The sequence below is a fragment of the Citrobacter sp. RHBSTW-00524 genome (assembly GCF_013747755.1).
Lineage (GTDB): Bacteria > Pseudomonadota > Gammaproteobacteria > Enterobacterales > Enterobacteriaceae > Citrobacter > Citrobacter braakii.
This window is the reverse complement of record NZ_CP056421.1, coordinates 1803338-1826409: the sequence shown is the minus strand read 5'-3', so window position 1 is coordinate 1826409 and position 23072 is coordinate 1803338. Positions and strand designations below refer to the sequence as shown.

General features: G+C 49.7%; 20 protein-coding genes and 3 pseudogenes. 8 read left to right on the top strand and 15 right to left on the bottom strand.

Annotation, left to right across the window (positions count from 1 at the left end; genetic code table 11):
• Window positions 1-55: 55 nt before the first annotated feature.
• The 3 genes from HV229_RS08685 to hypT all read right to left on the bottom strand — a co-directional run bounded on the left by HV229_RS08685 (window position 56) and on the right by hypT (window position 3135).
• On the bottom strand, window positions 56-991 hold the full coding sequence (locus HV229_RS08685; protein ID WP_019077232.1) for a pseudouridine-5'-phosphate glycosidase: 936 nt from the start codon (window positions 989-991) through the stop codon (window positions 56-58).
• Window positions 979-1920, bottom strand: a complete 942-nt coding sequence (locus tag HV229_RS08680) for a pseudouridine kinase (RefSeq protein ID WP_181547286.1) — start codon at window positions 1918-1920, stop codon at window positions 979-981. The genes HV229_RS08685 and HV229_RS08680 overlap by 13 nt, the downstream gene beginning before the upstream one ends.
• A 303-nt stretch (window positions 1921-2223) precedes the next feature.
• On the bottom strand, window positions 2224-3135 hold the full coding sequence (gene hypT, locus HV229_RS08675) for a hypochlorite stress DNA-binding transcriptional regulator HypT (RefSeq protein WP_181547284.1): 912 nt from the start codon (window positions 3133-3135) through the stop codon (window positions 2224-2226).
• Window positions 3136-3488: 353 nt separating this feature from the next.
• On the opposite strand from hypT, the gene HV229_RS08670 reads away from it, so the two are divergent.
• Both HV229_RS08670 and HV229_RS08665 read left to right on the top strand, forming a co-directional pair.
• A complete protein-coding gene (locus HV229_RS08670; protein WP_049281984.1) occupies window positions 3489-4208 on the top strand; it encodes an amino acid racemase in 720 nt (239 codons plus the stop codon).
• Window positions 4209-4284: 76 nt separating this feature from the next.
• Window positions 4285-5583: an anaerobic C4-dicarboxylate transporter gene (locus HV229_RS08665; RefSeq protein WP_181547282.1), complete on the top strand. Its 1299-nt coding sequence runs from the start codon at window positions 4285-4287 to the stop codon at window positions 5581-5583.
• Between the two features lie 78 nt (window positions 5584-5661).
• Here the strand turns inward: HV229_RS08665 and fruA are convergent, their stop codons facing one another.
• From fruA to fruB, 3 genes are read right to left on the bottom strand one after another with little or no spacing between them, the layout of a single operon-like run.
• Window positions 5662-7350 carry a PTS fructose transporter subunit IIBC gene (gene fruA, locus HV229_RS08660; RefSeq protein ID WP_016153736.1) on the bottom strand — a complete coding sequence of 563 codons (1689 nt, stop codon included), beginning with the start codon at window positions 7348-7350 and terminating at the stop codon, window positions 5662-5664.
• A gap of 16 nt (window positions 7351-7366) precedes the next feature.
• Window positions 7367-8305, bottom strand: a complete 939-nt coding sequence (gene fruK / locus HV229_RS08655; RefSeq protein WP_003834544.1) for a 1-phosphofructokinase — start codon at window positions 8303-8305, stop codon at window positions 7367-7369.
• Complete coding sequence (gene fruB, locus HV229_RS08650) at window positions 8305-9435, bottom strand: fused PTS fructose transporter subunit IIA/HPr protein (protein ID WP_181547280.1); 1131 nt, start codon at window positions 9433-9435, stop codon at window positions 8305-8307. Before fruB ends, fruK begins: the two co-directional genes overlap by 1 nt.
• Before the next feature lie 368 nt (window positions 9436-9803).
• Between fruB and setB the strand changes: the two genes are divergently transcribed.
• Window positions 9804-10985 (top strand): sugar efflux transporter SetB, encoded by a 1182-nt coding sequence (setB, locus tag HV229_RS08645; protein WP_016153738.1) that lies wholly within the window; start codon window positions 9804-9806, stop codon window positions 10983-10985.
• 41 nt (window positions 10986-11026) lie between these two features.
• On the opposite strand, the pseudogene HV229_RS08640 reads toward setB, so the two are convergent.
• Window positions 11027-11161, bottom strand: a pseudogene (locus HV229_RS08640) (YkgJ family cysteine cluster protein); the annotation flags it as partial.
• 87 nt (window positions 11162-11248) lie between these two features.
• On the opposite strand from HV229_RS08640, the gene HV229_RS08635 reads away from it, so the two are divergent.
• Window positions 11249-11503, top strand: coding sequence for a hypothetical protein (locus HV229_RS08635; RefSeq protein ID WP_249417790.1), 255 nt, complete (start codon window positions 11249-11251; stop codon window positions 11501-11503).
• An 87-nt stretch (window positions 11504-11590) separates the two neighbouring features.
• A pseudogene (locus HV229_RS08630) lies at window positions 11591-11698 on the top strand (transposase); the annotation flags it as partial.
• 633 nt (window positions 11699-12331) lie between these two features.
• Here the strand turns inward: HV229_RS08630 and HV229_RS08625 are convergent.
• Window positions 12332-13726 (bottom strand): PAAR domain-containing protein, encoded by a 1395-nt coding sequence (locus HV229_RS08625; protein ID WP_181547276.1) that lies wholly within the window; start codon window positions 13724-13726, stop codon window positions 12332-12334.
• The gene (locus HV229_RS08620; RefSeq protein WP_181547274.1) at window positions 13726-14199 is read right to left on the bottom strand and encodes a PAAR domain-containing protein; all 474 of its coding nucleotides are present in this window, start codon (window positions 14197-14199) and stop codon (window positions 13726-13728) included. The genes HV229_RS08625 and HV229_RS08620 overlap by 1 nt, the downstream gene beginning before the upstream one ends.
• A gap of 160 nt (window positions 14200-14359) precedes the next feature.
• On the opposite strand from HV229_RS08620, the gene HV229_RS08615 reads away from it, so the two are divergent.
• Entirely contained in the window at window positions 14360-14602 is a 243-nt protein-coding gene (locus HV229_RS08615) for a hypothetical protein (protein WP_249417789.1), read from the top strand.
• A 93-nt stretch (window positions 14603-14695) separates the two neighbouring features.
• On the opposite strand, the gene HV229_RS08610 is transcribed toward HV229_RS08615, so the two are convergent.
• The 3 genes and pseudogenes from HV229_RS08610 to HV229_RS08600 all read right to left on the bottom strand — a co-directional run.
• Window positions 14696-15241, bottom strand: a complete 546-nt coding sequence (locus HV229_RS08610) for an inovirus-type Gp2 protein (RefSeq protein ID WP_249417788.1) — start codon at window positions 15239-15241, stop codon at window positions 14696-14698.
• 414 nt (window positions 15242-15655) lie between these two features.
• Window positions 15656-15922 carry a YkgJ family cysteine cluster protein gene (locus HV229_RS08605; RefSeq protein WP_095715447.1) on the bottom strand — a complete coding sequence of 89 codons (267 nt, stop codon included), beginning with the start codon at window positions 15920-15922 and terminating at the stop codon, window positions 15656-15658.
• Between the two features lie 334 nt (window positions 15923-16256).
• Window positions 16257-16340, bottom strand: a pseudogene (locus HV229_RS08600) (YkgJ family cysteine cluster protein); the annotation flags it as partial.
• A 157-nt stretch (window positions 16341-16497) separates the two neighbouring features.
• Here HV229_RS08600 and yeiP point away from each other — a divergent pair.
• Window positions 16498-17070, top strand: coding sequence for an elongation factor P-like protein YeiP (yeiP, locus tag HV229_RS08595; protein WP_016153740.1), 573 nt, complete (start codon window positions 16498-16500; stop codon window positions 17068-17070).
• Between the two features lie 56 nt (window positions 17071-17126).
• On the opposite strand, the gene torD is transcribed toward yeiP, so the two are convergent.
• The 3 genes from torD to torC are packed head-to-tail and all read right to left on the bottom strand — an operon-like array spanning window position 17127 to window position 21390.
• Window positions 17127-17759, bottom strand: a complete 633-nt coding sequence (gene torD / locus HV229_RS08590; protein WP_181547272.1) for a molecular chaperone TorD — start codon at window positions 17757-17759, stop codon at window positions 17127-17129.
• Complete coding sequence (gene torA, locus HV229_RS08585) at window positions 17749-20247, bottom strand: trimethylamine-N-oxide reductase TorA (RefSeq protein WP_181547270.1); 2499 nt, start codon at window positions 20245-20247, stop codon at window positions 17749-17751. Before torA ends, torD begins: the two co-directional genes overlap by 11 nt.
• 3 nt (window positions 20248-20250) lie before the next feature.
• Window positions 20251-21390, bottom strand: a complete 1140-nt coding sequence (gene torC / locus HV229_RS08580; RefSeq protein WP_047359184.1) for a pentaheme c-type cytochrome TorC — start codon at window positions 21388-21390, stop codon at window positions 20251-20253.
• 165 nt (window positions 21391-21555) lie between these two features.
• Between torC and HV229_RS08575 the strand changes: the two genes are divergently transcribed.
• A complete protein-coding gene (locus HV229_RS08575; protein WP_016156993.1) occupies window positions 21556-23028 on the top strand; it encodes a PLP-dependent aminotransferase family protein in 1473 nt (490 codons plus the stop codon).
• Window positions 23029-23072: the final 44 nt, after the last annotated feature.

Sequence of the window (23072 nt, the reverse complement as noted above, 5' to 3'; positions counted from 1 at the left end):
AGGTTTTGGTAGGTTTGATATTCGCGGGCGACCGCATTCTGCCCGGGATACTCTGTCAGACGAGGCGCTGATACTCCTTCGCAATTTCACAGGCCAGTACCGCATTGTTGAACACCAGCTGAATATTTGATTTCAGGCTGTCACCACCGGTCAGCTCTGCAACCCGCGCTAACAGGAACGGCGTACTCTCTTTGCCCACGACGCCCTGATCTTCCGCTTCTTTTACCGCCCGATCGATTGCCGCATTAATTTTCTCTTCGGCCATCGCAAACTGCTCTGGGATGGGGTTCGCAACAACCAGACCGCCGTCGAGACCCGTTTGCCATTTCACCGCCATGGCACGGGCAATCTCTTTCGCACTGTCCAGACGGATACTGACCTCAAACGGACTGGTACGGCAGAAAAATGCTGGCAACGCGTTGGTTTGATACCCAATTAACGGCACACCAAAGGTTTCTAAATATTCAGTAGTTAAGCCGAGATCAAGAATAGATTTCGCCCCGGCACAAATTACCGTGACATTGGTATGCGCCAGTTCTTGCAGATCCGCGGAAATATCAAAGGTATGTTCAGCACCACGATGAACTCCACCTATTCCCCCTGTCGCAAATACTTTAATTCCCGCCAGGGCGGCAATAATCATGGTTGAGGCAACAGTCGTTGCACCATTTTTTCCTGCCGCGACCACAAACGGCAAATCACGACGACTTACTTTCGTAACGCTATGACCTTCTCGCCCAAGCAGCTCAATTTCATCTTTGCTTAAACCAACTTTCATTATTCCGCCAATAATGGCAATGGTCGCAGGAACCGCACCGTGTTTACGAATAGTTTCTTCTACTTCAATCGCTGTCTGGGCATTCTGCGGAAATGGCATACCATGAGAAATAATAGTTGATTCAAGTGCAACAATCGGCTTCTTACTGTTTAATGCTTCCTGTACTTCTGGAGATATTTGTAATAATTCAGAGGAAAGAGTTAATTCAGACATTCTGTGTTCTCCACTAATGAGCTTACATTCGCAACAGACAAATCAGGGTTATTGGTATATTCACAGGCTAACGCCATTGATGAACAACCCTGCGCAAATCGAACCGAATCAATAAAGGGCATGCCGTCTACCCAGCAGGACGCCAGTCCAGCCATCATTGCATCGCCAGCCCCGGTAACATTAATGACGTGAGTTTTAATCGGCAGTGACCAACCACTACTCCCCGCAATATCACTGTAATAAACACCGTCACCGCCCATGCTGAGCACCAGCCTATTTAAGCCGCGATCATGAAACCAGGCGGCGACTTTACCCACGTCATCACGCCCGGAAAGCGCAATACCGCTTAGCGTTTCGGCTTCAAGCCGGTTGGGTTTAAGAGTGTGAATTTGTCCAAGCCGCTCGCGAATTTTGACGCATTTCCATGCCGATACCGGGTCAACAAACACCGGAACCTCTCCGGCATTTTCCAGCACCCATGCCAGGGCATCTTCGCTGATATTGCAATCGGCGACGATGACTTTCGCCTGCCGAATAAAATCATGATGCTGTGATAAAAAATCTGCTGAAATATGTTCGGTAATGCTCATATCATTAATGGCAACCAACATTTCACCGGTGTTATCAAGCAATGATAAATAACTGGACGTATTCTCTCCGGGAACGATAAGACACTTATCAACATGAACTCCGGATTGATTGGTTTGCGCCAATAACGATTGTCCATAAAAATCATTACCAACCGCAGTCAGTAACCATGAATTTTTCCCCAGCAGCGCGAGATTATGTGCAATGTTACGTCCAACTCCGCCGGGGGTGAATTTTATCTTTCCTGGATTCGAATCCGCATAATTTAGAGAAGCATGCGAATACCCAGCAACATCCATATTGGCCGAGCCAATAGTTACTATGTATTCCTTTTCACGCATAGCACGTCCCCTGGCAATTAACTTGCCACAAATGAGTTCGTTAAAAATAACCAACGCCACACATCAGGTTATTAGAGCACATGTTCACTATTAAACACATGTTCATAGTAAGCGTGTTTTTGACAAAGTAAATCCATATTCAAGATCTAAACTCAATAGATATGAACAGAATCACAATTTTTTATAGATACAGTCTGTAAAGGAAAGAGAAAATGAGAGGTAGTACACAATTCAAGCAGTCTAAAGAGTTTAACTCCGGCATAACCGGAGATTTTTCAGATGCGCCAGACGATCCGGTTCGTATCAACTGAGCGAAACAAGGTCCTCTGGCATATGGTTGTACAAAATCCGCCAGAAGTGCTCAGCCGTTTTATTCAACCGGGTATCCATTCGGTAAATATAAGCCTGAATAGGCACCATCAGTTCCGGCGTCTGCAGACAAACCAGCCGCTTTTCGCGCAGTTTGTTTACGATTGTCCACGCCGGCAGCCAGGCGATACCATGCCCATCCAATGCCATATTTTTTAATAACTCACTCATCGAAGACATAAACAGCGTTCGGGCTGAAATGCCGCCTACTTCCGCCAGATGACGGTTTACCAATCTTCCCATGTAGGATGTGCTGGTATAGTTCAGAATCGGCGCCTGCGACTGGTAGATATCAAACAACGCCTTACCCTGCGCATCAACTGCACACACGGGGTACAGTTCAGACTCAAAAACCTTCAAGCCGCAGAAAGGTGACTGCATTAAATCTTCATCCCGAAAGGAGATAATAAAATCGCTTTTCCCCTCGCGCAGAGTATTCACCGCCTGAACAACATCAATAGCTTCAACATGATAGACAAACTCCTCACCCCAGGCCGCCATTGAGTGCACCAATCTGGGCAACATCGTCAGCGACAGAGAATGTGCCGCCGCTATTTTGATATTGGGTACACCCAGTAAATTGTGGCCGCTTAGCTCATCCAGATTACATTCCAGCTGTTGCAACAAACTACGGGTTTGCGAATGAAATAGCTTGCCCTCCTCCGTGAGTTGCAGTGGGCTCGTTGTGCGATCAAAAAGCAGCACACCCACGGCTGATTCGAGCGCCTTGATCCGCCGGCTAAATGCCGGTTGGGATATGTTGCGCTCCTCAGCCGCCTGGGAAAAATGACGGCATGCCTCCAACGTCAGAAAGTCATATAACCATTTTGTCTCAATATTTTTCATGCTTATCACGCGGATATTTAAATATGCCTATTAGCCTTAAAGCATCATGCCTGAATAGTTCCGGAGATGACATTCATCATTAGCGCCTGGTGATTCGTTTTTTGCATCAAGGCTTCATTTTTAACATTAACATACTTCTCTCCCTATCGGTTACGACCGCTTGTCCGCCGTGTAACGCGGAGCCTCTGGCCGAATACCGGCCTGCTGAGGTTACACAATAAACCACAGTCATGCGGTTTTTGCATTGAACCATACATTATTGCATTTCTCCTCACGTCTCACTGCTGTTAAACATTATCAGCAGACACAACCCAGCTCTGAATATTAATCATCGGTGAATTGAGGTATATATCGTGAAAGGTTTAATTGGCGTGCTTGGTGGTATGGGACCTGCTGCAACGGTCGATCTGTTTAATAAATTCGTCACTTTTACCGCTGCGCAACGTGACCAGGAACATATCCCCTTAATTATTTCATCTATTCCTGACATTCCAGACCGAACCGACGCGTTAATGCATCATGGTCATTCCCCACTTCCGGCAATGCGCGATTATATGCATAAACTCGAAGATGCTGGTGCCGAGTGTATTGTGATCCCCTGTAACACCGCCCACTTTTGGTTTAATGAATTAAAAGCGTGCTGCCATACAGAGCTGCTCAGTATCGTTGAAACGACCATCAATGAGGTTAAAAACTGCGGGAAATCGCAAATCGGATTACTCGCCACCAACGCCACTTTATACATGGGCCTCTATCAAAAAGGCATAGAATCTCTTGGGTTAACCTGCATCAGCCCTGACTCATCCAGTCAGGAAAAAGTGATGGAAAGCATCTATTGCTTAAAAGCTGGTGATGCTAAGCGGGCACAAACGCTGATGAATGAACAGGCTGAAGCACTCTTCTCACGCGGGGCACAAGTCATCGTGCTCGGATGTACTGAAGTTCCTGTCATTCTTGCTGAAGCCGTCAAAAAGTCACCTGAAAAATATATTGATTCAACCGGTTCGTTGGTTCGTGCCGGTATTAAATGGTACGAGAAACGCGTTGGTAAAAATCACCTTTTGGCACAATGAATGTCCATACCTGTTTAATTGTTGCATTAAATAAAAATCCATTTTAATTACAAATTACTCTCTGGCGGAGGCCATTATGATTTGGCTAGAAATTATCGTAGTGTTGGGCGCAATATTTTTCGGTATCCGCCTTGGCGGAATTGGTATTGGTTTATGTGGCGGGCTGGGGCTGGCTATTTTAACCCTGGGATTTGGGCTGCAAATTGGTTCACCACCCGTTGACGTTATTCTTATTATTATGACGGTGGTGGTGGCGGCATCGGCGCTACAGGCCGCCGGAGGCATGGATTATCTGGTTCGCATTGCCGGTAATTTTATGCGCCGTAACCCTAAATATATCAATATTATTGCGCCGATTATCACCTGGTCGATGACGATTATGGCGGGAACAGGGTTCATCGTCTTTTCTACTCTGCCGGTGATTGCCGAAGTTGCCAAAGAGTCAGGTATTCGCCCTTCCCGTACGCTCGCAGGCTCCGTAGTCGCTTCTCAGGTGGCGATATCCGGTTCGCCGATCAGTGCCGCAATGGCCGCTATGCTGACTATTATGGAAGGCAACGGTATCAGCTTTATTCAGGTCATGGCGGTATGTCTGCCTGCCTCATTTGTCGCCGCGATGGTCGCCGCTTTTATCGCCTCACGTCAGGGATGTGAGCTACAGGATGATGAAGTCTATCTGGAACGCCTGCAAAAAGGACTGGTGCGTAAATATACAGGGCAAAACAGCACAACGCCAGGTGCCAGACTGTCAGTGGCCCTGTTTATGCTGGCAACGGTGGTCATCGTTATTCTTGCCGCATGCCCTCAATTGCGCCCTGGATTCGATGAAGGCAACCCAATGAATACCCGGGATATTATCATTATCTGCATGCTAGCTGCCGCGTGTCTGATGGTGGTGCTATGCAAAACATCAACAGACGCGATTGTCCTGACATCCACGTTTCGCGCGGGTATGAGTTCGTTGGCAGTTATTCTGGGGATTGTTACGCTGGGCACAACTTTCATTGATGCCCACTTAACGGAGATAAAGGATATCGCGGGCGATATCCTACGGGCTTATCCGATGCTGTTGGCGCTGGTGCTGTTTGGTACCTGCGCGCTTCTCTATTCGCAGGGAGCCACCACGCCGCTGATTATCCCTCTTGCCGTCGCGCTCGGCGTACCCACATGGGCCATTCTGGCTTCCTATGTCGCAGTGACCGGCGTGTTTGTTCTGCCAACTTATCCGACTTCGCTGGCGGCAATGGAGTTCGACACCACCGGGACAACGCGCGTGGGTAAGTATGTCTTAAACCATCCGTTTATGTTGCCAGGGCTTGGCGGGATCATTGCTGGCGTTGCCTTTGGTTTTATCATCGCGCCAATGATTGCCTGAACCGGTTAACACTACCGGGCAGATTTAATGGATAAAAAAAGGGGCAGAGAAATCTCTGCCCCGGATGTCAGCGTTAAATCAGGCCGCCTTTGCCACAACCTCTGCTTCCGGGCGTTTCAGCACCGCGTAGGAGAGACCGGCTACCAGCGTACCGGCAATAATGGCCAGCAGGTATCCAACCACCGGAGTGATTGCGCCAGGGATTAACAGCACGAACAGACCGCCGTGCGGCGCCATCAGCTTAGCCCCCACCGCCATCGAGATAGCCCCGGTAATCGCGCCGCCAACGATACAGCAAGGCAGAACGCGCATCGGGTCACGGGCAGCGAATGGGATAGCCCCTTCGGTAATAAAGCACAAGCCCAATACCAGCGCAGCTTTACCGCCTTCCTGCTGCGCTTTGTCGAACTTACGACGCGCCACCAGCGTTGCCAGCCCCAGGGCCAGCGGAGGCACCATACCCGCCGCCATAATCGCCGCCATCGGCGCATAGGTTTGCGTACTAAGCAGGCCCACACCGAAAGCATACGCCGCTTTGTTAACCGGACCGCCCATATCGGTACACATCATGCCGCCAAGAATCGCTCCAAGCAGCACCGCGTTCGCGGTTCCCATGGTTTGCAGCCAGTGGGTCAGACCTTCCAGAATGCCCGCCACTGGTTTACCGATCAGGTAGATCATGGCCAGACCAACCACCAGGCTTGAAAGCAGCGGAATGATCAGGATCGGTTTCAGCGCTTCCATACTCTGCGGGAGTTTCAGCTTCGTGCTGATGAGCTTCGCCACATAACCGGCAAGGAAACCGGCAATAATCCCGCCAATAAAGCCGGAACCGGTGCTCACCGCCAGCATACCGCCGATAAGACCAGGCGTCAGACCCGGACGGTCAGCGATGGAAAACGCGATGTAGCCCGCCAGAACCGGCACCATCAGCGCGAAAGCTGAACCACCGCCAATCTGCATCAGCGCCGCCGCCAGCGTACCCTGCTCCTTGAACGCTTCGATACCAAAAGCGAATGAGAGTGCAATACACAGACCGCCAGCAACCACCATCGGCAGCATGTAGGATACGCCCGTCAGCAGGTGACGATACGCGCCAGCGCTCTCTTTCTTACCTTCAGTGGTTGCAGACTGCGCTTTGCCGGCTGGCTGGTACGGCGTTGCTTCTTCCAGCGCTTTGTCCAGTTCCTGCTTCGTTTTCTTCAGCGCAAGGCCAGTAGAAGTACGGTACATTGGTTTTCCGGCAAACTTCGCCAGATCAACTTCAATGTCAGCCGCCACAATCACCAGATCCGCCTGAGCCACCTCTTCCGGCGTAATGGCATTGCCTGCGCCAACAGAACCACGGGTTTCAACCTTCACCCACCAGCCACGTTTTTTCGCTTCCGTTTCAATAGCTTCAGCGGCCATAAACGTATGGGCTACGCCAGTTGGACAAGCCGTCACCGCCACCACGCGTTTTGGACCACTACTGGCCACGGACGCTGTCGCAACCGGAGCGCTATAAGGTTTTGCGTGGCCTTTCGCTTCACTGAGGAAAAGTTCAGGATGCGCAACCGCACGACCAATATCGCCCAGCCAGACTTTTTTGCCGTTCAGCGAACTGTCGGCAGGAAGCGTGTCGCCCAGAACAATTGCCAGTTCGGCATCATTAGGATTATCAATAATTTCCAGATGTGCTTTCTGCGCCGCCGCTCCAAGCAGGGTTTTCGCCATATAAGCGCGAGCCTGGCCGAGATTAGCGTCAATAATCAGCAGCGTTTTCATTATGCCTCTCCTGCTGTCAGTTAAACGGTTTTAAGTCGACACGCGCCATCATTGCGGCCAACTGAGGACGATCGGTAATGCCCACATTGCTTTGGCTTACCGCCAGGGCGGCAACAGCGGTTGCCAGACGCAGGGTGTGTTCACTGGATTCACGCATCAGCAGGCCGTAAATCAGGCCGCCAACCATTGAATCACCCGCGCCTACGGTGCTTACCACCTCGACTGACGGCGGTTTAGCAATCCACTCACCCGAAGCGTTAACCCACAGCGCACCTTCCGCGCCAAGTGAAATCACCACGTGAGCAATACCCTGCTCGCGCAACGCATGTGCAGCTTCAATCACATCTTTCATTTCTGGCAGCTTACGGCCTGCCCAGATTTCCAGTTCACGACGGTTTGGTTTCACCAGCCATGGTGCCGCTTTCAGACCGGCGACCAGTGCTTCACGACTACTATCAAAGATAATGCAAGGACACTGACTGCGCAGGCGCGTCATCCAGTCGGTGAATGCTTCCGGGCTAACGCCGGTCGGCAAACTGCCGCTGACGCACACCATGTCGAACTGGCCCAGCCAGCTCAGCGAGTCATTCACAAAGCGTTCCCAGTCAGCCGGGGTGACTTCAAAGCCGGAGAAATTGAAATCGGACACTTCGCCGTCTTTTTCGGTCAGCTTGACGTTGATACGGGTACGCCCCTGTACAACCTGAAAACGGTTGGCGATACCCAGCTCGCTGAACAACTGCTGAAAACCATCCTGGTTGTCTTTACCGAGGAAACCGCCCACCGTTACATCGATACCTAAATCTTTCAAAACCTTAGCGACGTTAATCCCTTTACCTGCCGCGTGCAGACCGGTCGTTTTAACCAGGTTCACTTCACCGCGTTCAATTTCCGGGCAGAAACCTACCAGATCGTAGGCTGGGTTAAGGGTGATAGTAGCAACACGTCTGCTCATTACGCGCCCTCCCCAAGACCCGCCGCGATGGCTTCGCCAATCTCTTTCAGCGCCTGTTCAGCATCTTCACCCTGAGCGGTAAAGCGCAGGTGATGTCCTTTCTTCACGCCTAATGCCACAACTTTCATCAGACTGCGTCCATTCGCCGGCTTGCCGGTTCCATCAAGATTTGTCACGGTAATTTCACTGTTAAATTGTTTAATCGTATTCACCAGCATGGTGCCCGGGCGGGCGTGTAAACCATGCTCATTGCGCACAATAAATTCGGCGCTCAGTACATCATCAGTTAAGGCATCATCGCTGGTCAGCAGCGCCAGCACCGTTGCCGCATCGGCTTTCAACAAACGGTCAGCTTTATTATTCAGCAGCAGATCGCCAAGGCGCTTCAGCACCGCAACCGGTTGTTCGTCATTCATGGCGACGGTCACCAGCAGGGCTGCCGCTTCACCTTGTACATCGAACGCTGTTGCTGCGCGGCTGACCGCAACGGCGCTGCGCACATTGCCTTCAGCACAGTCATTCAGCCAGATCCCCTGACCGAGATTCATCGGTTGCTCATTAATGGCTCTGGCCACAAAGGTGGCGTCAACCGCGCCGACCTCTTTCAGCCGTGCGGCGTTGAGAGCCTGCAGCGTGACCAGCGAGTTGGCAACGACGTCCAGCGACAGCGTTTCGTTATCAAGCTTCAGCTGTTCGCTTTGCTTTTCCCCCATCAGCAACGCGCGCAACTCTTCCGCCGTGGTCGCAGATTTCAGCTGTTCAGCGACGGAGTCATCGCTCAGCACGTGCGTCAGCTGACGCAGTAAACCGAGGTGCTCATCAGAGCTGGCGGCGATGCCGATTGCCACATAAGCAACCTGCCCTTCACCCCAGATCACACCCTGCGGAAACTGAAACACCTGCACGCCGGTTTTCAGCACCCGATCGCGCGTGTCCGTCGTACCGTGAGGAATAGCAATACCGTTGCCGAGGAACGTGGACGTCTGTTGTTCACGCGCCAGCATGCCATCGACGTAGCCTTCCGCTACGTTACCTGCCAGCACTAAGGCAGCGGCAACCAGGCGAATAGCCTCTTCTTTATTCCCGGCCTGTTCGCCCGGGTGAATATCCTGAACAGATAACTGGAACATGGTTCTCCTCTCCCGCTGATTTGAAACGATTCAGCTAACATGAGAAAAAAGGCGTCACCTGACTCCATCAGTTATGGCAAGATGACGCTGAAACGTTTCAAGAAGTCTTGCTCTTTTTTCTTCAGCACACAAGTAAAGTTGACAAATTACTTGCTGAATTTAGAGATAACGCACATTTTCTCCGCGGAGGAGAAAAAATTGCTGACGCAAAAACGGCGTCAGCCTGTCAGATTCAGCAGCGTCAGCAAACTGCTTTCTCTGACTGAAATGCTATTTTGATTTTTGATGCCGATTTTGATTTGGCTCCCTGTTTATTTTCTGACAAGCAGCGTAAACTCCGCGTCTCTTCACATTATTGATATCAAAACATGCACAACACCCCCGTAGCCGCCACACCCAAGGCGTTTGATTTAACGTCTTCGGCGTTCCTGCTTGTCGCATTTCTGACGGGTATCGCCGGTGCGTTGCAGACACCAACGCTCAGCCTTTTTCTGACGGATGAAGTCCATGCCCGTCCCGGCATGGTCGGGTTCTTTTTTACCGGTAGCGCCGTGATCGGCATTTTGGTGAGTCAGTTTCTGGCCGGACGTTCAGATAAAAAAGGCGATCGCAAAAACCTGATTGTGTTTTGCTGCGTGCTGGGGATGCTGGCCTGCGTGCTGTTCGCCTGGAACCGTAACTATTTTATTCTGCTGTTTGTCGGGGTATTCCTCAGCAGTTTTGGTTCGACCGCCAACCCGCAAATGTTTGCTCTCGCCCGCGAGCACGCCGACCGTACGGGTCGGGAAGCCGTCATGTTCAGCTCGATATTACGTGCGCAGGTTTCGCTGGCCTGGGTGATTGGCCCGCCGCTGGCCTACGCGCTGGCCATGGGGTTTAGCTTTACGGTGATGTACCTCAGCGCGGCGGTGGCGTTTGTTGTCTGCGGCGTAATGGTCTGGCTGTTCTTACCCTCGATGAGTAAAAACGTGCCTCTCGCGACAGGCGCGGTAGAAGCCCCGCGCCGCAATCGACGCGACACGCTGCTGCTGTTTGTTATCTGCACGTTAATGTGGGGGACTAACAGTCTCTATATCATTAATATGCCGTTGTTTATTATCAACGAACTGCATCTGCCGGAAAAGCTGGCGGGCATCATGATGGGAACTGCCGCGGGGCTGGAAATCCCAACCATGTTGATTGCCGGATACTTCGCGAAGCGTCTGGGCAAACGCCTGTTAATGAGAATCGCCGTTGTCGCCGGATTTTTCTTTTATGCCGGCATGCTGTTGGCCCACTCTCCGGCGATATTGCTTGGCTTACAACTGCTGAACGCGATTTACATCGGCATCCTCGGCGGGATTGGCATGCTTTATTTCCAGGATCTGATGCCGGGACAAGCGGGTTCAGCCACAACTCTCTATACAAATACCATTCGCGTGGGCTGGATTATTGCCGGATCGTTGGCGGGTATTGCCGCTGAAATCTGGAACTATCACGCGGTATTCTGGTTTGCGTTGGTGATGATCGTCGCCACCGTCGCGTGCCTGACGCGCATCAAAGACGTTTAAGGTGCGGTCAGCGCCTCGAGCTCGATGAGATAGACCATGGCCTAGTGCGTCGTCTGTCCGCACATTTCCGCACTGGGCTGTAAACCGGCGCACACTTTTGGCCGCAGAGGCGAAGCAAAAATTTTACAGCGCAGAGATTCATCCAGTTGAACGCATGGTGTGTTAGCGGGCTTGCCTAATATATAATTATTCACTGTTTAAAAATTCACATTCCTGCTGTTAGCATCTGATCAATCAATACCATCCGAAGGTAATCACTCTCAATGAAACCCAAGCTGTATTCGTATGTGCGTTCTTCATCTGTGAAACAACGGGAAGGTGACTCCCTGGAGCGTCAGCAAGATACCGCTCTAAAAATTGCGGCCCGTTATAATCTCGAACTTGATACAACGGCTTTCCATGATCTCGGCATGTCCACGTTCAAAGGAAAAAATGCTCATGAAGGGAAGCTATGGAAGTTCATCAAGCAGATTGGGGGTAAATTTTGTAGTGGTTTACTGAATTTGGCCACCGAATAGAGGTGATATGCTCATCTCAGAACAATACAGGTGTCCCAATGAAAAAAAAGAAATTTCAGCGCAGAGTTTAAACGCGAATCAGCTCAACTGGTCCTTGACCAGAGCTACACCGTTGCAGCTGCGGCCAGTGCTATGGATGTTGGTTTTTCTACCATGACACGATGGGTAAAGCAGTTGTGGGATGAACGACAGGGTACATTTGAAGGTATTTTCCTGAATGATTCGCAAATCATGACCAATTTGATTTCAAAGAAAAAAAGCAAATGCTGGCTGTAAATGGTGGAGTCTATGATCGGGAAATTTGCCAGAAGTAGTATTTCATACTATCAAATGCAGGGATATATCCCTGTAAATCGCTCAAAGCGCAATTCCCATAAAGTCTGACCTGCACAGACCTTCATGAAACGCCAAGTCTAAAACATATTTAGCTTGACGTTTTCATTCTTCCAATTCAAAACAAGCAGGACATTATGATAGTTGTAAAGAATAAAACGATCATTATCAAGAATAATGTAAACTTTACATGTAGCCATGATACCTTATCTTTAGGTAAACTTTTGATGAAATCATAATGTTCTGGTTCCATATTCCTAACTGCAAAACTTCCCTTTCTAAAAACGAATGGGGATATGAAATAGAAATCCTTCTGAAAAGTTAAGAATATACCTCCTGCTTGAGCAAAGATTATTCCTACAGGGACATAACCAAATCGCTCCTTAAAATCATCACATAACAAAAGATGTTGCTTGCTCTTTATTGCTGAATACCCATAAGCAATAATTGTAGATAAAACAAACAATGTGAACAGTACAACCGATGCAATTTTCACTACTTACCTACCGCATTGTAAATTAGTTCACCATACTCTTCACCTTTATCAGATAAATATTCCCCGCCCATATAACCGCCGCCAGCACCTAAAATTACACCGCAAGCTAAAGCTCCAGAGCCACCAGCAGCCATTGTTGCTGCACCTAACACTAATGAACAGACCCCCATACCAACAGCCCCTCCGACCAAACCACCAGCAAGTCCACCGGAAAAACTACCAATTTCAGTATATTTCTTTTTTGTACATTCCGCTTCTCGCCCGACAGAACAGGCTTCATTAATTTCATTCATTGAATGAACAGCACTAAACCCAATTCCGACATAACCAGTATAACGCATCGCTTTAACATATTTTGCAGCACGTTCAATATGAGTTGCATAACCTTCAATATCGCTGATACCAGTTTGATTCCATTTATGGGTGATCGAACTCGTTGACAAGCCCAGAGCATTCTTTATTTTTGTATATTCACCAAACTTCATGCCCTTGTTCAGGAAGCCCACTTTAAGCACCTGTTCAAGCTCTTTGAATAACTGAGCACGTTTTACATAGAACTGTTCACCAATCAAGGCACCGCGAGTCATATAGGTATTCTTGTATGTATCCTGGATCTCTTTGAGAATCTTTTCGATGTTCTCGAAATATTTACCAACAGGTTCAGCAGCAAGACCAATGCCTTTATCAGCAATACTGGAAAAGTTAGCAATCGTGGCGTAGTGCTTATGAAGGAAATTGGCCTCTTGATGGGTCAATGGTTCCAGCGCAGTATCAATACGCTCTTTAGCCTCCTGCATATGTGCTATCTGTTCATCATCCTGCTTGTCAGGATCAACCAGAAGCATGATTGAACCAGCTTTATACCTCTCGTCTGCGCCGTTCAACGTAGCGAACAGTTCCTTGGCTCCTGCTGGCGGGGTGCCAGTGAATAGCAGACGTTGCCAGGCTTCTGTAGTACCCCCATAGGGGATTACAGCAAAACCAGCATCTACCCCCTCGCCAGTATCGCTTTTAGGCTCTTTCGTTGCTGATTGCGCATGTTGTACGGGCTCAGGCAGTTCAGGAATATTGGCGATCTCATGTGAACCAATATTGTTTACTTCCGCTTCTCCACCAAGTTCGTAATCAGCATCGAGGATTGATGGAATAAATTTTGATTTGCAGGGACAAGAGCTATAGCAGTGCAACGTTCCGGCAATCCTTTTGCCATGTATGTCGTCATCATCAAGCCCGCCGCAAATACGGAAACTGCCGGGATGTTTGCCGCAAGTCACTTTATGTCCTTCACAAGCCATGTCTCTACCATGATGCTGATGATCACTCCATCCTTCAAGAATCCGACCGCCGCAAACAGTCTTATCACCTCTGAATAAATAATAACCTTTAGCTGCCATTAATGTTTACTCCCTGGCATGGTTAAAAATCCCCGTGGCAATATATCACCTTCGCGGAAGACCAGCTTCACACCTGATTGCGGCGTTGAGATTATTTCATCGCCATTATCAAGCATGCTGCCAACCAGAGCAGCAGATGCTCCCTGGATAATACGCGCCTCACCAGCACCGGAAACGATGGTAGTTTCACTACCGTCAGCATAAACAACTTTATCTCCAACTCGTGCCATCGGATAGCCACCAGCTGTACAACTCCCAGAAGCATGGCGGATTATTCCACCTTTTCGGGTAAGACTACCAACTACGGCAAATCTGAATATGTAAGCGAGGGGGCGGCTTGCTTTACGCTTGTTATTTTTTTCGAGTTCTTCGCGGGTTTTGTTGTCACAGCCTGATAAGAGATTTTCGTCATACAGTGGCTGTGAAAGCGATTCGCAGATCTCAGTCGTAATCTCATTGGTGTATTGCTGCATAAGTCCATTTGCCATCAAAAAATAATCGAAGAATTCATTTTACAAGCAATGACCATACATGCAATAAACATTAGACTTAAGCGAAACTGCATTTCGCGACAGAAGATTATCGGATAATGTAGACAAATTACTCATTGAAAAATTTCAGGCAGAGAACGTTATGGCAGGTATATTAGCAAGTACGGCAGCAGCGGTCGGGATTCTTGATAAAGCTGTGAGTATCACTCAAAAACTGGCGAATAACAGCGATGAACTGGACAAAGCCACACTTAAACTTGAATTAGCCAATCTGATGGTTGAACTTGCCAATGCCAAGATCGAAGCAATAACTACGCAAACGTTGCTCTTTGAGGCTGAACAAAGAAATAAGCATAAAGTTAATCATGTATTGGTCATGTTCTAAAACGTCCTGAACGCGATTCTTAGCGTTATTTATAACGTTGGTAAATCGTATAACTTGCAAAGAAAAACGCTTTACGGACTTCTTGTGCAATATTTACGAATCCAGTGTTTTACGACTCAACTTTAATGTGGTATACAAGCGCGTTCCCTTCCCTGTTTGCGACTTCCCGCGTTCTTTTGCCAGGTAAGAAAGCCGGAATACCGGACCTTTGAGTGTCGAAGGATCATCCCGATGAATGACGTAGTGATCGGGATAGTCTTTAGCAGACTTAGGCAAGTTTACCAGTGTTGCTTTACCACCTGTCAGTTTCATCCAGATTTCCGTAATAACACCAGCAATCCCTCTGTCTGGCGTTCCAAACCATCTTACCTGTCGATGCGGGAGCGCAATCCAGCAATGGTAATGAGGCTGTGATGCTTTTCCCTGTTGGCAAACCCAACCGCAAGCAAAATCGATGATAGGTTCCGATAAACCGTTGTTTCCAGACTCCGGACGGGCACCTAATCGTTTGAACAGTTTGCGTATGTATTCGTTACCTGCTTCAACAGAAGTGAATGCAGGGAGGTGAAGATCAAAACTGGTATAGAACACTCGACTGTAGCGCCTTTGCATTGCTTTTAGTTCGGTGAACATCACCATAAGTATATCATGGCGAACACCTGATCCAATTCTGGTGTTAATCGTGTATTCATAACCATCATGAACAAAAGACTTGCCATCAATGGCTTTGTAACGACCGTGTTCATGATAAACATTTCGATAACTGTTAGCTTCCAGTAAAACTAGTGGTAGCTGGATTTGAGATTATTGTAATTCTGTTAATAGAACACCTTTCTTTAATGTAAAAAATACACCGAACCCTTCTCTAAGCTCTAAGTTATTACCTAAAAACCACGGCAAAACGCGGGCGTTTGTGATAGCACAAAGCCGCTTCATGTTTGATGTAGGAGATGTATTTGAGGGGGGAGAAAACCCGGAACAAAATTTACGAAACTATAATAAACACTATCGAAATCTTACAATAAGTACAAATAGTAATTTATCAGCGTAAACCTACGAAGTAGCAGTGGGGCAAGTTTCATCTTCGAGTCTGATTAAGTAGGTCATCGCATCTGTTCGATTCGTTGAACACATATCCAGAGATGGTTGCAGGCTACTGCAAACTTTAGGACGAAGGTTGGATCCAAAAATGTTACATAAATTATCATTAGATAGCTGAACACACCTTACATTCGCTGGTTTCCCTTGTGGCATACCTGGGATAGGGCTGGATATTGAAGGAGCAATGCAACAGGCCCCACAGTCGATTCGGCATTCCATTAGGACCTCTCAATTTCTTTGTATTCGAATAAAACATTAACACACTGTCACAATCGGGGCGATAGCATGTAACCAGGGATGCCTTAGTTGTTGGCAGAACCTGGAAGTATGTCAACAAGTCTGGTGGCCCAGATAGACGATTTAAAGACAATACAGAAATTCCGATATGTCTATATGAAAATCTTTCGTCCAAAAGTCATTCTGGACTAAATGAGTTATTACAGCTGTCTAAAACCGGCTATGGGGAAAGCTTTTCGCATGCAATTAAAACACTTAGTAGAAAAGCCATATCGTCTTAGTTAAGTCGTTTTTATACCGTGAACAATTGACTATTAGGCTTGCCATCAGGCATGCCGGGGATGGCACTGGAAATTGAAGGCGCAGTGCAACATGCACCACAATCCGGACGGCATTCCATACAGTACTCTCTTTATCGTAAACCATCGGATTGTGCAGGAAGCGCACAGTAACACCTTTTGGGCACCAGCAAAAGCATCAATTCCGCTTGCCTGAATGCCCCGGCGCGAGTAGTTTTACGCGATATTTTAGACACTCCTCATTACAGGATTTTTTCGATGCCAAGAGCGAACGAAATTAAAAAAGGTATGGTACTGAATTACAACGGCAAACTGCTGATTGTAAAAGATATTGATATTCAATCACCAACCGCACGTGGCGCCGCCACGCTGTACAAAATGCGTTTTTCTGATGTTCGTACCGGTCTGAAAGTTGAAGAGCGCTTCAAAGGTGATGACATCGTTGATACCGTCACCCTGAGCCGTCGTGGCGTTGATTTCTCCTATGTCGATGGCAACGAATATGTCTTCATGGATAAAGAAGACTATACCCCGTATACCTTCACCAAAGACCAGATCGAAGAAGAATTGCTGTTCATCCCGGAAGGCGGAATGCCGGATATGCAGGTACTGACCTGGGACGGCCAGCTGCTGGCGCTTGAACTGCCGCAAACGGTAGACCTGGAAATCGTTGAAACGGCACCGGGCATTAAAGGCGCGTCAGCAAGTGCGCGTAACAAACCAGCGACCATGAGCACCGGTCTGGTTATCCTGGTTCCTGAATATCTGAGTGCAGGCGAAAAAATCCGTATTCATATCGAAGAACGTCGCTACATGGGCCGCGCAGACTAATTTTTCTGCTGCGACAGCGGTGAAAAGGGACAGCATTTGCTGTCCCTTTGTTCTTTTCAGCCCTGGCTGCTGAGGTAAAAATCATCCATCAACAGAGATTCCAGATACAGCTCATCCTCACGCATAAAATGCGTTATGACGTTAACCGCCTGAGGATAAACCCCCTCTTCGTCCCGGTGTAAACAACTTTCCCGTAGCAGGGGTGCCCAGCACATAATGTGATGATGCAAAAAGTAATATTGCGCCGATAACGTCTCCTTTTTGGTAACCATTCTCGCCATCAGTGCCAGCTGTACAGCAATATGGTCGGCAGGCTCGTTGTCCTGCGGGGTCAGCCCATACTCGACTAACAGCACATTCATTTCCTTGCGTTCTTCAGGCGCGATCGTATGCGGATAATGCCCCGCATAGGGAGAAACGCCGCCGGGAGGTGCCAGCAAAAACAACGAGGCATAGTCCGCCGCCAGCTCCAGCTGTCGGCTTTCACGGCGCAGCGCCCGAACGAGACTACGTTCCAGGTTTTTGACATCAACGGATAACCCAGGGATAGCCGTCAACGACGCCAGCCACTTTCGGCTTTCCCCACTTTCAAGGCGGATGAGTTGCTCCTCGTCCAGCTCACGGAACAGCAGTTGCGAAAACCACTGGTACACCGCCGCCCGCTGTCGATGAATATGATTATGCTGCACTTGCCCCCTCCTCTTTCACAACCTCCGGCCCGCCAAAGCCCGTGACCTGCGGGGCATTCTCCTGGTACCGCTCCACCTCGACCAGCACCGTATGCGCCGAAGGCCCCTGCGCCAGTTGTGATGTACCGATATCCGCACTCAGCACATTCGGATCGCCATAAGTGCATAGTGTGCCCGCTTTCCCACCTTCCTGCGGCGAATACCACGCGCCTTCATGAATCCGGACGACGCCAGACGCGTAATCCGGACTGATCACCACCCCGGCCAGCACCTGGCCTCTGGCGTTAAACACGCGCGCAATATCCCCGGCTTTCAGGCCACGTGCGCGGGCATCCGACTCGCTCATGTACAGCGGCTCTCTTCCTGCCACCGCATAGGTGTTACGAAACGCCTCGCTTGAGCACAACTGGGAGTGCAGACGTTTATCCGGATGGCAGGACTGCAGATGCAGCGGATATTTATCTGTTTTGCTGCCATGGGTACGCTCAAAGGGTTCCATCCACACCGGATGCCCCGGGCAGTCCTCGTAGGCAAAGCCCGCGATGGTTTTGCTGTAAATTTCAATCAGACCAGAGGGTGTTCCTAACGGATTGATATCCGGCTGTTCGCGAAATTCTCCGTGACGCACCCACGGCTTCCCGGCAGGATATTCAATGTATCCTTCGCCCTGCCAAAAGCTCTCGAAGTTCGGCATACTCACGCCAAGGGACGCTCCCGTTTTCGCGCCCTCATCATAAATGGCTTTTATCCACTGCATTTCATCCCGCTTTTCGCGGTATGTCTCTTCCTGACCAAAGCGTTTGCACAGACCGGCAAAGACATCAAAGTCATGTCGCGCTTCAAACTGCGGTTTAACCACCTGATGTATCGCCATCAGCCCTTTATTCGAGTGTGTACCGAACTGCTCAATGTCATTACGCTCAAAGCGTGTGGTCACCGGCAGGACGATATCGGCAAAACGACAGGATGCTGTCCACTGATGATCCAGAACCACCACGGTTTCCAGCTTCTTCCACGCTTCGATCATGCGGTTACGATCCTGCTGCGCATGGAACGGATTGGCGGCGCTGAAAATCGCCATTTTGATATCAGGGAAAGTTAATGTTTCACCATTGAAAGCGATCTTTTTGCCTGGCGCCAGCAGACAATCGATCATTCGCGAGGTAGGAATATGCTCTGAAGCGCCGCGGAAATCCGCTTTGTATTTCGCGGCCGGGGGATTGTTGATGCTCCCGAGGCCGGACAGGACGGGACCGGCAGAGGTGACCGTCCCGCCGCCGTTATAGTGCCAGCCAAACCCTACTCCGCCGCCCGGCAAGCCAATTTGGCCAACCATGCTGGCCAGCACCACCAGCATCCACGGATACTGCTCGCCATGGTGCATACGCTGCACGCACCAGCCGCCCATAAACTGTGTCCGACCTTTGACCAGCAGGCGGGCGAAGTAGCGGATCTGCTCCGCCGTCAGGCCGCAGATTTCCGCCGCCCATTCGGCGTTTTTCGGCTGCTTGTCGCTTTCCCCAAGCAGATACGGCAAGAACTGTTCAAAGCCCACGGTATAATCGTTAATGAACGCCACGTCATACAGTTTTTCTTCGTACAGGGTATGCGCCAGCGCCAGCAATAACGCGACATCCGTTTGCGGTCGTAGCGCCAACTGCTCACAGCCAAGATAGTTTTGCGACTTGCTACGCACCGGATCAACGCTGATAACGCGCATCTTACCCTGCGCAACCGCTTCTTTAATCTGCTGCCAATAGCCAAACGCATCGTGATCGGGAACCAGGAACTCGATCTGCAGATTCTTGATAGGATCGCAGCCCCACAGCACGATGGTTTGGGTATTTTCGATAACCAGCGGGAGTGACGTTTGCTGCTCATAAACTTCCAGCGAACCAATCACATGCGGCAAAATGACCTGCGCCGCGGCTGCCGAGTAGTCGCCGACGGTCGTTACATAGCTACCGTGCAAGCCGAGTCCCCGATCCATCGCGCCACCGGCCTTATGATATTTGCCAACAATTTGCCAGTCCGCCAGCCCGGTAAAGACACCAGAAGATCCGTAGGTCTTTTGTACCCGCTCCAGCTCTTCATAAACCAGATCCAACGCCTGATCCCAGCTCACACGGACAAAGCGATTATCGCCGCGCTGGTTGCGATCTGACTTTTCACGCTTGCGCAGCCAGTCCAGCCGCACCATCGGGTAGCGCACGCGCGATGGGTTGTAGACCACCTCCCGAACGGCATTGAGCATATCGCAGGGGTATTTGTCATGTTTGAAGGGGCGGGTATCGACCCATTCACCGTTCACGACTTTGGCTTCAAAAGCGCCAAAGTGCGAGCCAGACTGGATCCATTGCTCCGGGTTTTCACCCGCTGCCCAGACCTTTGAGATCAGTGGATTTGACCCTAAAGCGCTGACGGCACCGACTGCCAGCATTCCACTTAAAAACCGTCGACGTGACGGATTAAAATCATGAATATCCATAAATTATCCTTTTGAATTGTTAGGTTGAGGTATATCGCTGGCGTGAGTCTGGAGATATTTCAACAACGTACGGTCTTCCACCGGGTTAAGCCGGTAGTAGGTGGACATGGATTTCAGTCCGGCGATCCAGCCATTCGCGGAATAACGGGTCGGCGGCGGCGTGCTGTGGCAAGCGCTACAGGTGGATTGCAACATCTGATCGGCGTATTGCCAGAGGGGGTCAATATTGTCGGTAAACCCCTCCGCCGAACTCCAGGCTGTCACGCTTACCTGCTGCCACTCCTGATGTGACTCCGGATCAACCTGTGTTTGCTCAACCTTCACATTGCTCATCAGCGAGGCATCTAATACGGCAGCAAAAACGCGTTTACCCATATACTGGGTAATCACCCGTCCACGTCCTTTGCTTTCCCGCCAGCCGGTCAGCTCTATCTGAACGTTTTTCCCTTCTCTTTTCAGCACACGCACTTGCGTTGCCGGGTACAGCATGGCTTTACCTGCCGGACTCTCTGCTGTCGCAGTCAGTGATTTTTCGCCTAACGAATACAGCTTCGTCGCCGTGGGTAACTGCTCTCCCTGACGCTGCAGCTGCTTGTAACGATCGCGAAAACCGCTGCTCATATCGGGTTTGTGATGGGCAATGCCTTTGTGACAATCGATACAGTTACTGTCTTTTGCCGCCGCCGCGGTCATTTGCGCCGCTGCATTTGCCGATTGCTTGCCGTGATCCATCGCCTCGTAGCTATGGCAGGATTTACACGCCGCTGAATTATTCGCGCTCATGCGCGCCCATTCTCGCTGGGCCAACTCCGCCCGCTTTGCGGCAAATTTTTCCGGGGTATCGATCGAAGGAGAGATAAAGGTGTGGTAGAGGTCGTTTAAGGCTTGCGTTTTACGAACCAGCGTTGGGACGATGCCTGGCGGAATATGACAATCCTTACACTCCGCACGCACACCTGAAGCATTACGAAAATGCACGCTGGTTTTATACTCCTCGCCAGATGTGCGCATCGAGTGACACGATAAACAAAACTCGGTAGAACTGGTGTAATGAACGCCTTGCCACGTTCCCCAAATAGCCAGGGCCATTGCTACCGCCCCGGCGAATGCGCACCATAGTGCGTTTTTTCTTATCCACGACATGCTTGCCTCCATTTTTTTAATAGCGACACGCTAAGGGATAATAAAAATCAAAAATAGAGACAGCGAAGGCAGATTATAGGAACAGCATCCACTCTATGAGGTTCGTCAAATAGTAATGAGCAGAAGTCCGTAATATAATTACCATCTATAAATAAGGAATTTATCATGCTCAAACTGACTCTCGATAGAGAAAGCCGGACTCCGCTGCAGTTGCAGATATTTCAATTTTATTTACAGGCCATTCAGCGGGGTGATTTGCTGTGTGGAGATAAACTCCCCTCTATTCGCGAGCAGGCTCAGGCATTGAACATTGCCAAAATAACGGTAGTGATGGCCTATGATAAGCTGATGGCGGCTGGATTAATTAAGAGCCGACACGGCATTGGCTATGAGGTGATATTCACCACGCCTGTACGTGTAACCCCAGCGCATGTGTCCGTACCCCAGGGCTCTCCGCCAGTAACACCAAAAGCGGCCGGGGTCTCTACCGATGTTTACGCAGAGCCTGGGCGGGAGTGCTACTGCCGGATGGGCGTCCCCGATCCCAATGCTTTTCCCTGGGCAAGCTGGCGAAAATGGAATAACGCGCCAAGCGTACTTAAAGAGCAATTGTTTACCCGATATCATTCATCAAATGGATTATTTTCACTGCGTGAGCAACTAGCCAGGTACCTTAATTTATCTCGCGGCATTAATACCCGGGCGGAGAACATCATCATTACCAATGGGATTCAGGAAGGATTGTCGCTGCTCAGTCAAATATTTATTGTTCATCATGCCGTCAGTCAGCAAAAAAAGTGCCACGTTGTGGCCGAATCCCCTTGCTATTCTGGCGCATGGCATCTGTTTAATTATTACGGTGCAGACATTACGTCAATTGCTGTAGATAACCACGGGCTGCAAACAGATAAATTACCCGAATATGAAACCCAGCTTTGCTATGTGACTCCGGCTCACCAGTATCCAATGGGAAGCGTCCTTTCGCTGGAGCGCCGTCAGTCATTATTGACGTGGGCGCAGCGCGTCGGCGCTTATATCCTTGAAGACGACTACGATGCTGTTTTTACCTATGGCGAGAACCCCCTTCCTGCACTGAAAGCTATGGATTATCACAACCGGGTTATCTACATGGGGACATTTTCCAAAACGCTGGGGCCGGGAACGCGTCTTGGCTATCTCATTTGTCCTGATGAACTGCTCCCGGCAGTAAAGAATATGAAAGCACTCAATAACAATGGCAGTCAGTGGTTATTGCAGCAATTTTTAGCCGAATTAATGCAAAATCAGGTGTTTTACTCGCACATCAGCAAGCTGGCCTGCAACTATGCGGCGCGCCTCAATCTGTTACGCGATGGCCTTTCTGTTCTGTTTCCGTCAGGGAAAATCGCTGGCGCAACGGCGGGTCTGCACCTCTCGTTACGCGTTGACAGACACCCAGATATGATAGCCAGGCTGCAACAGCGCTGCCTGCTGGCAGGGATCCGCTTTGACACTCTGCCAGATATAGAAAATGGCTCAGGTGCCGCATGGCGTAGGGAGAATAGCGATGCTGTTATGTTTTTCGGGTTTGGCGGATTGCAGATACAGCAGATCAAAAAGGTGCTGTCGGTACTGGAGCAGGCGCTAGCGCAGCCTTGATGAATTTCAGGGATCGCGCCTGCGGCACAATCCCTGTTGTTAAC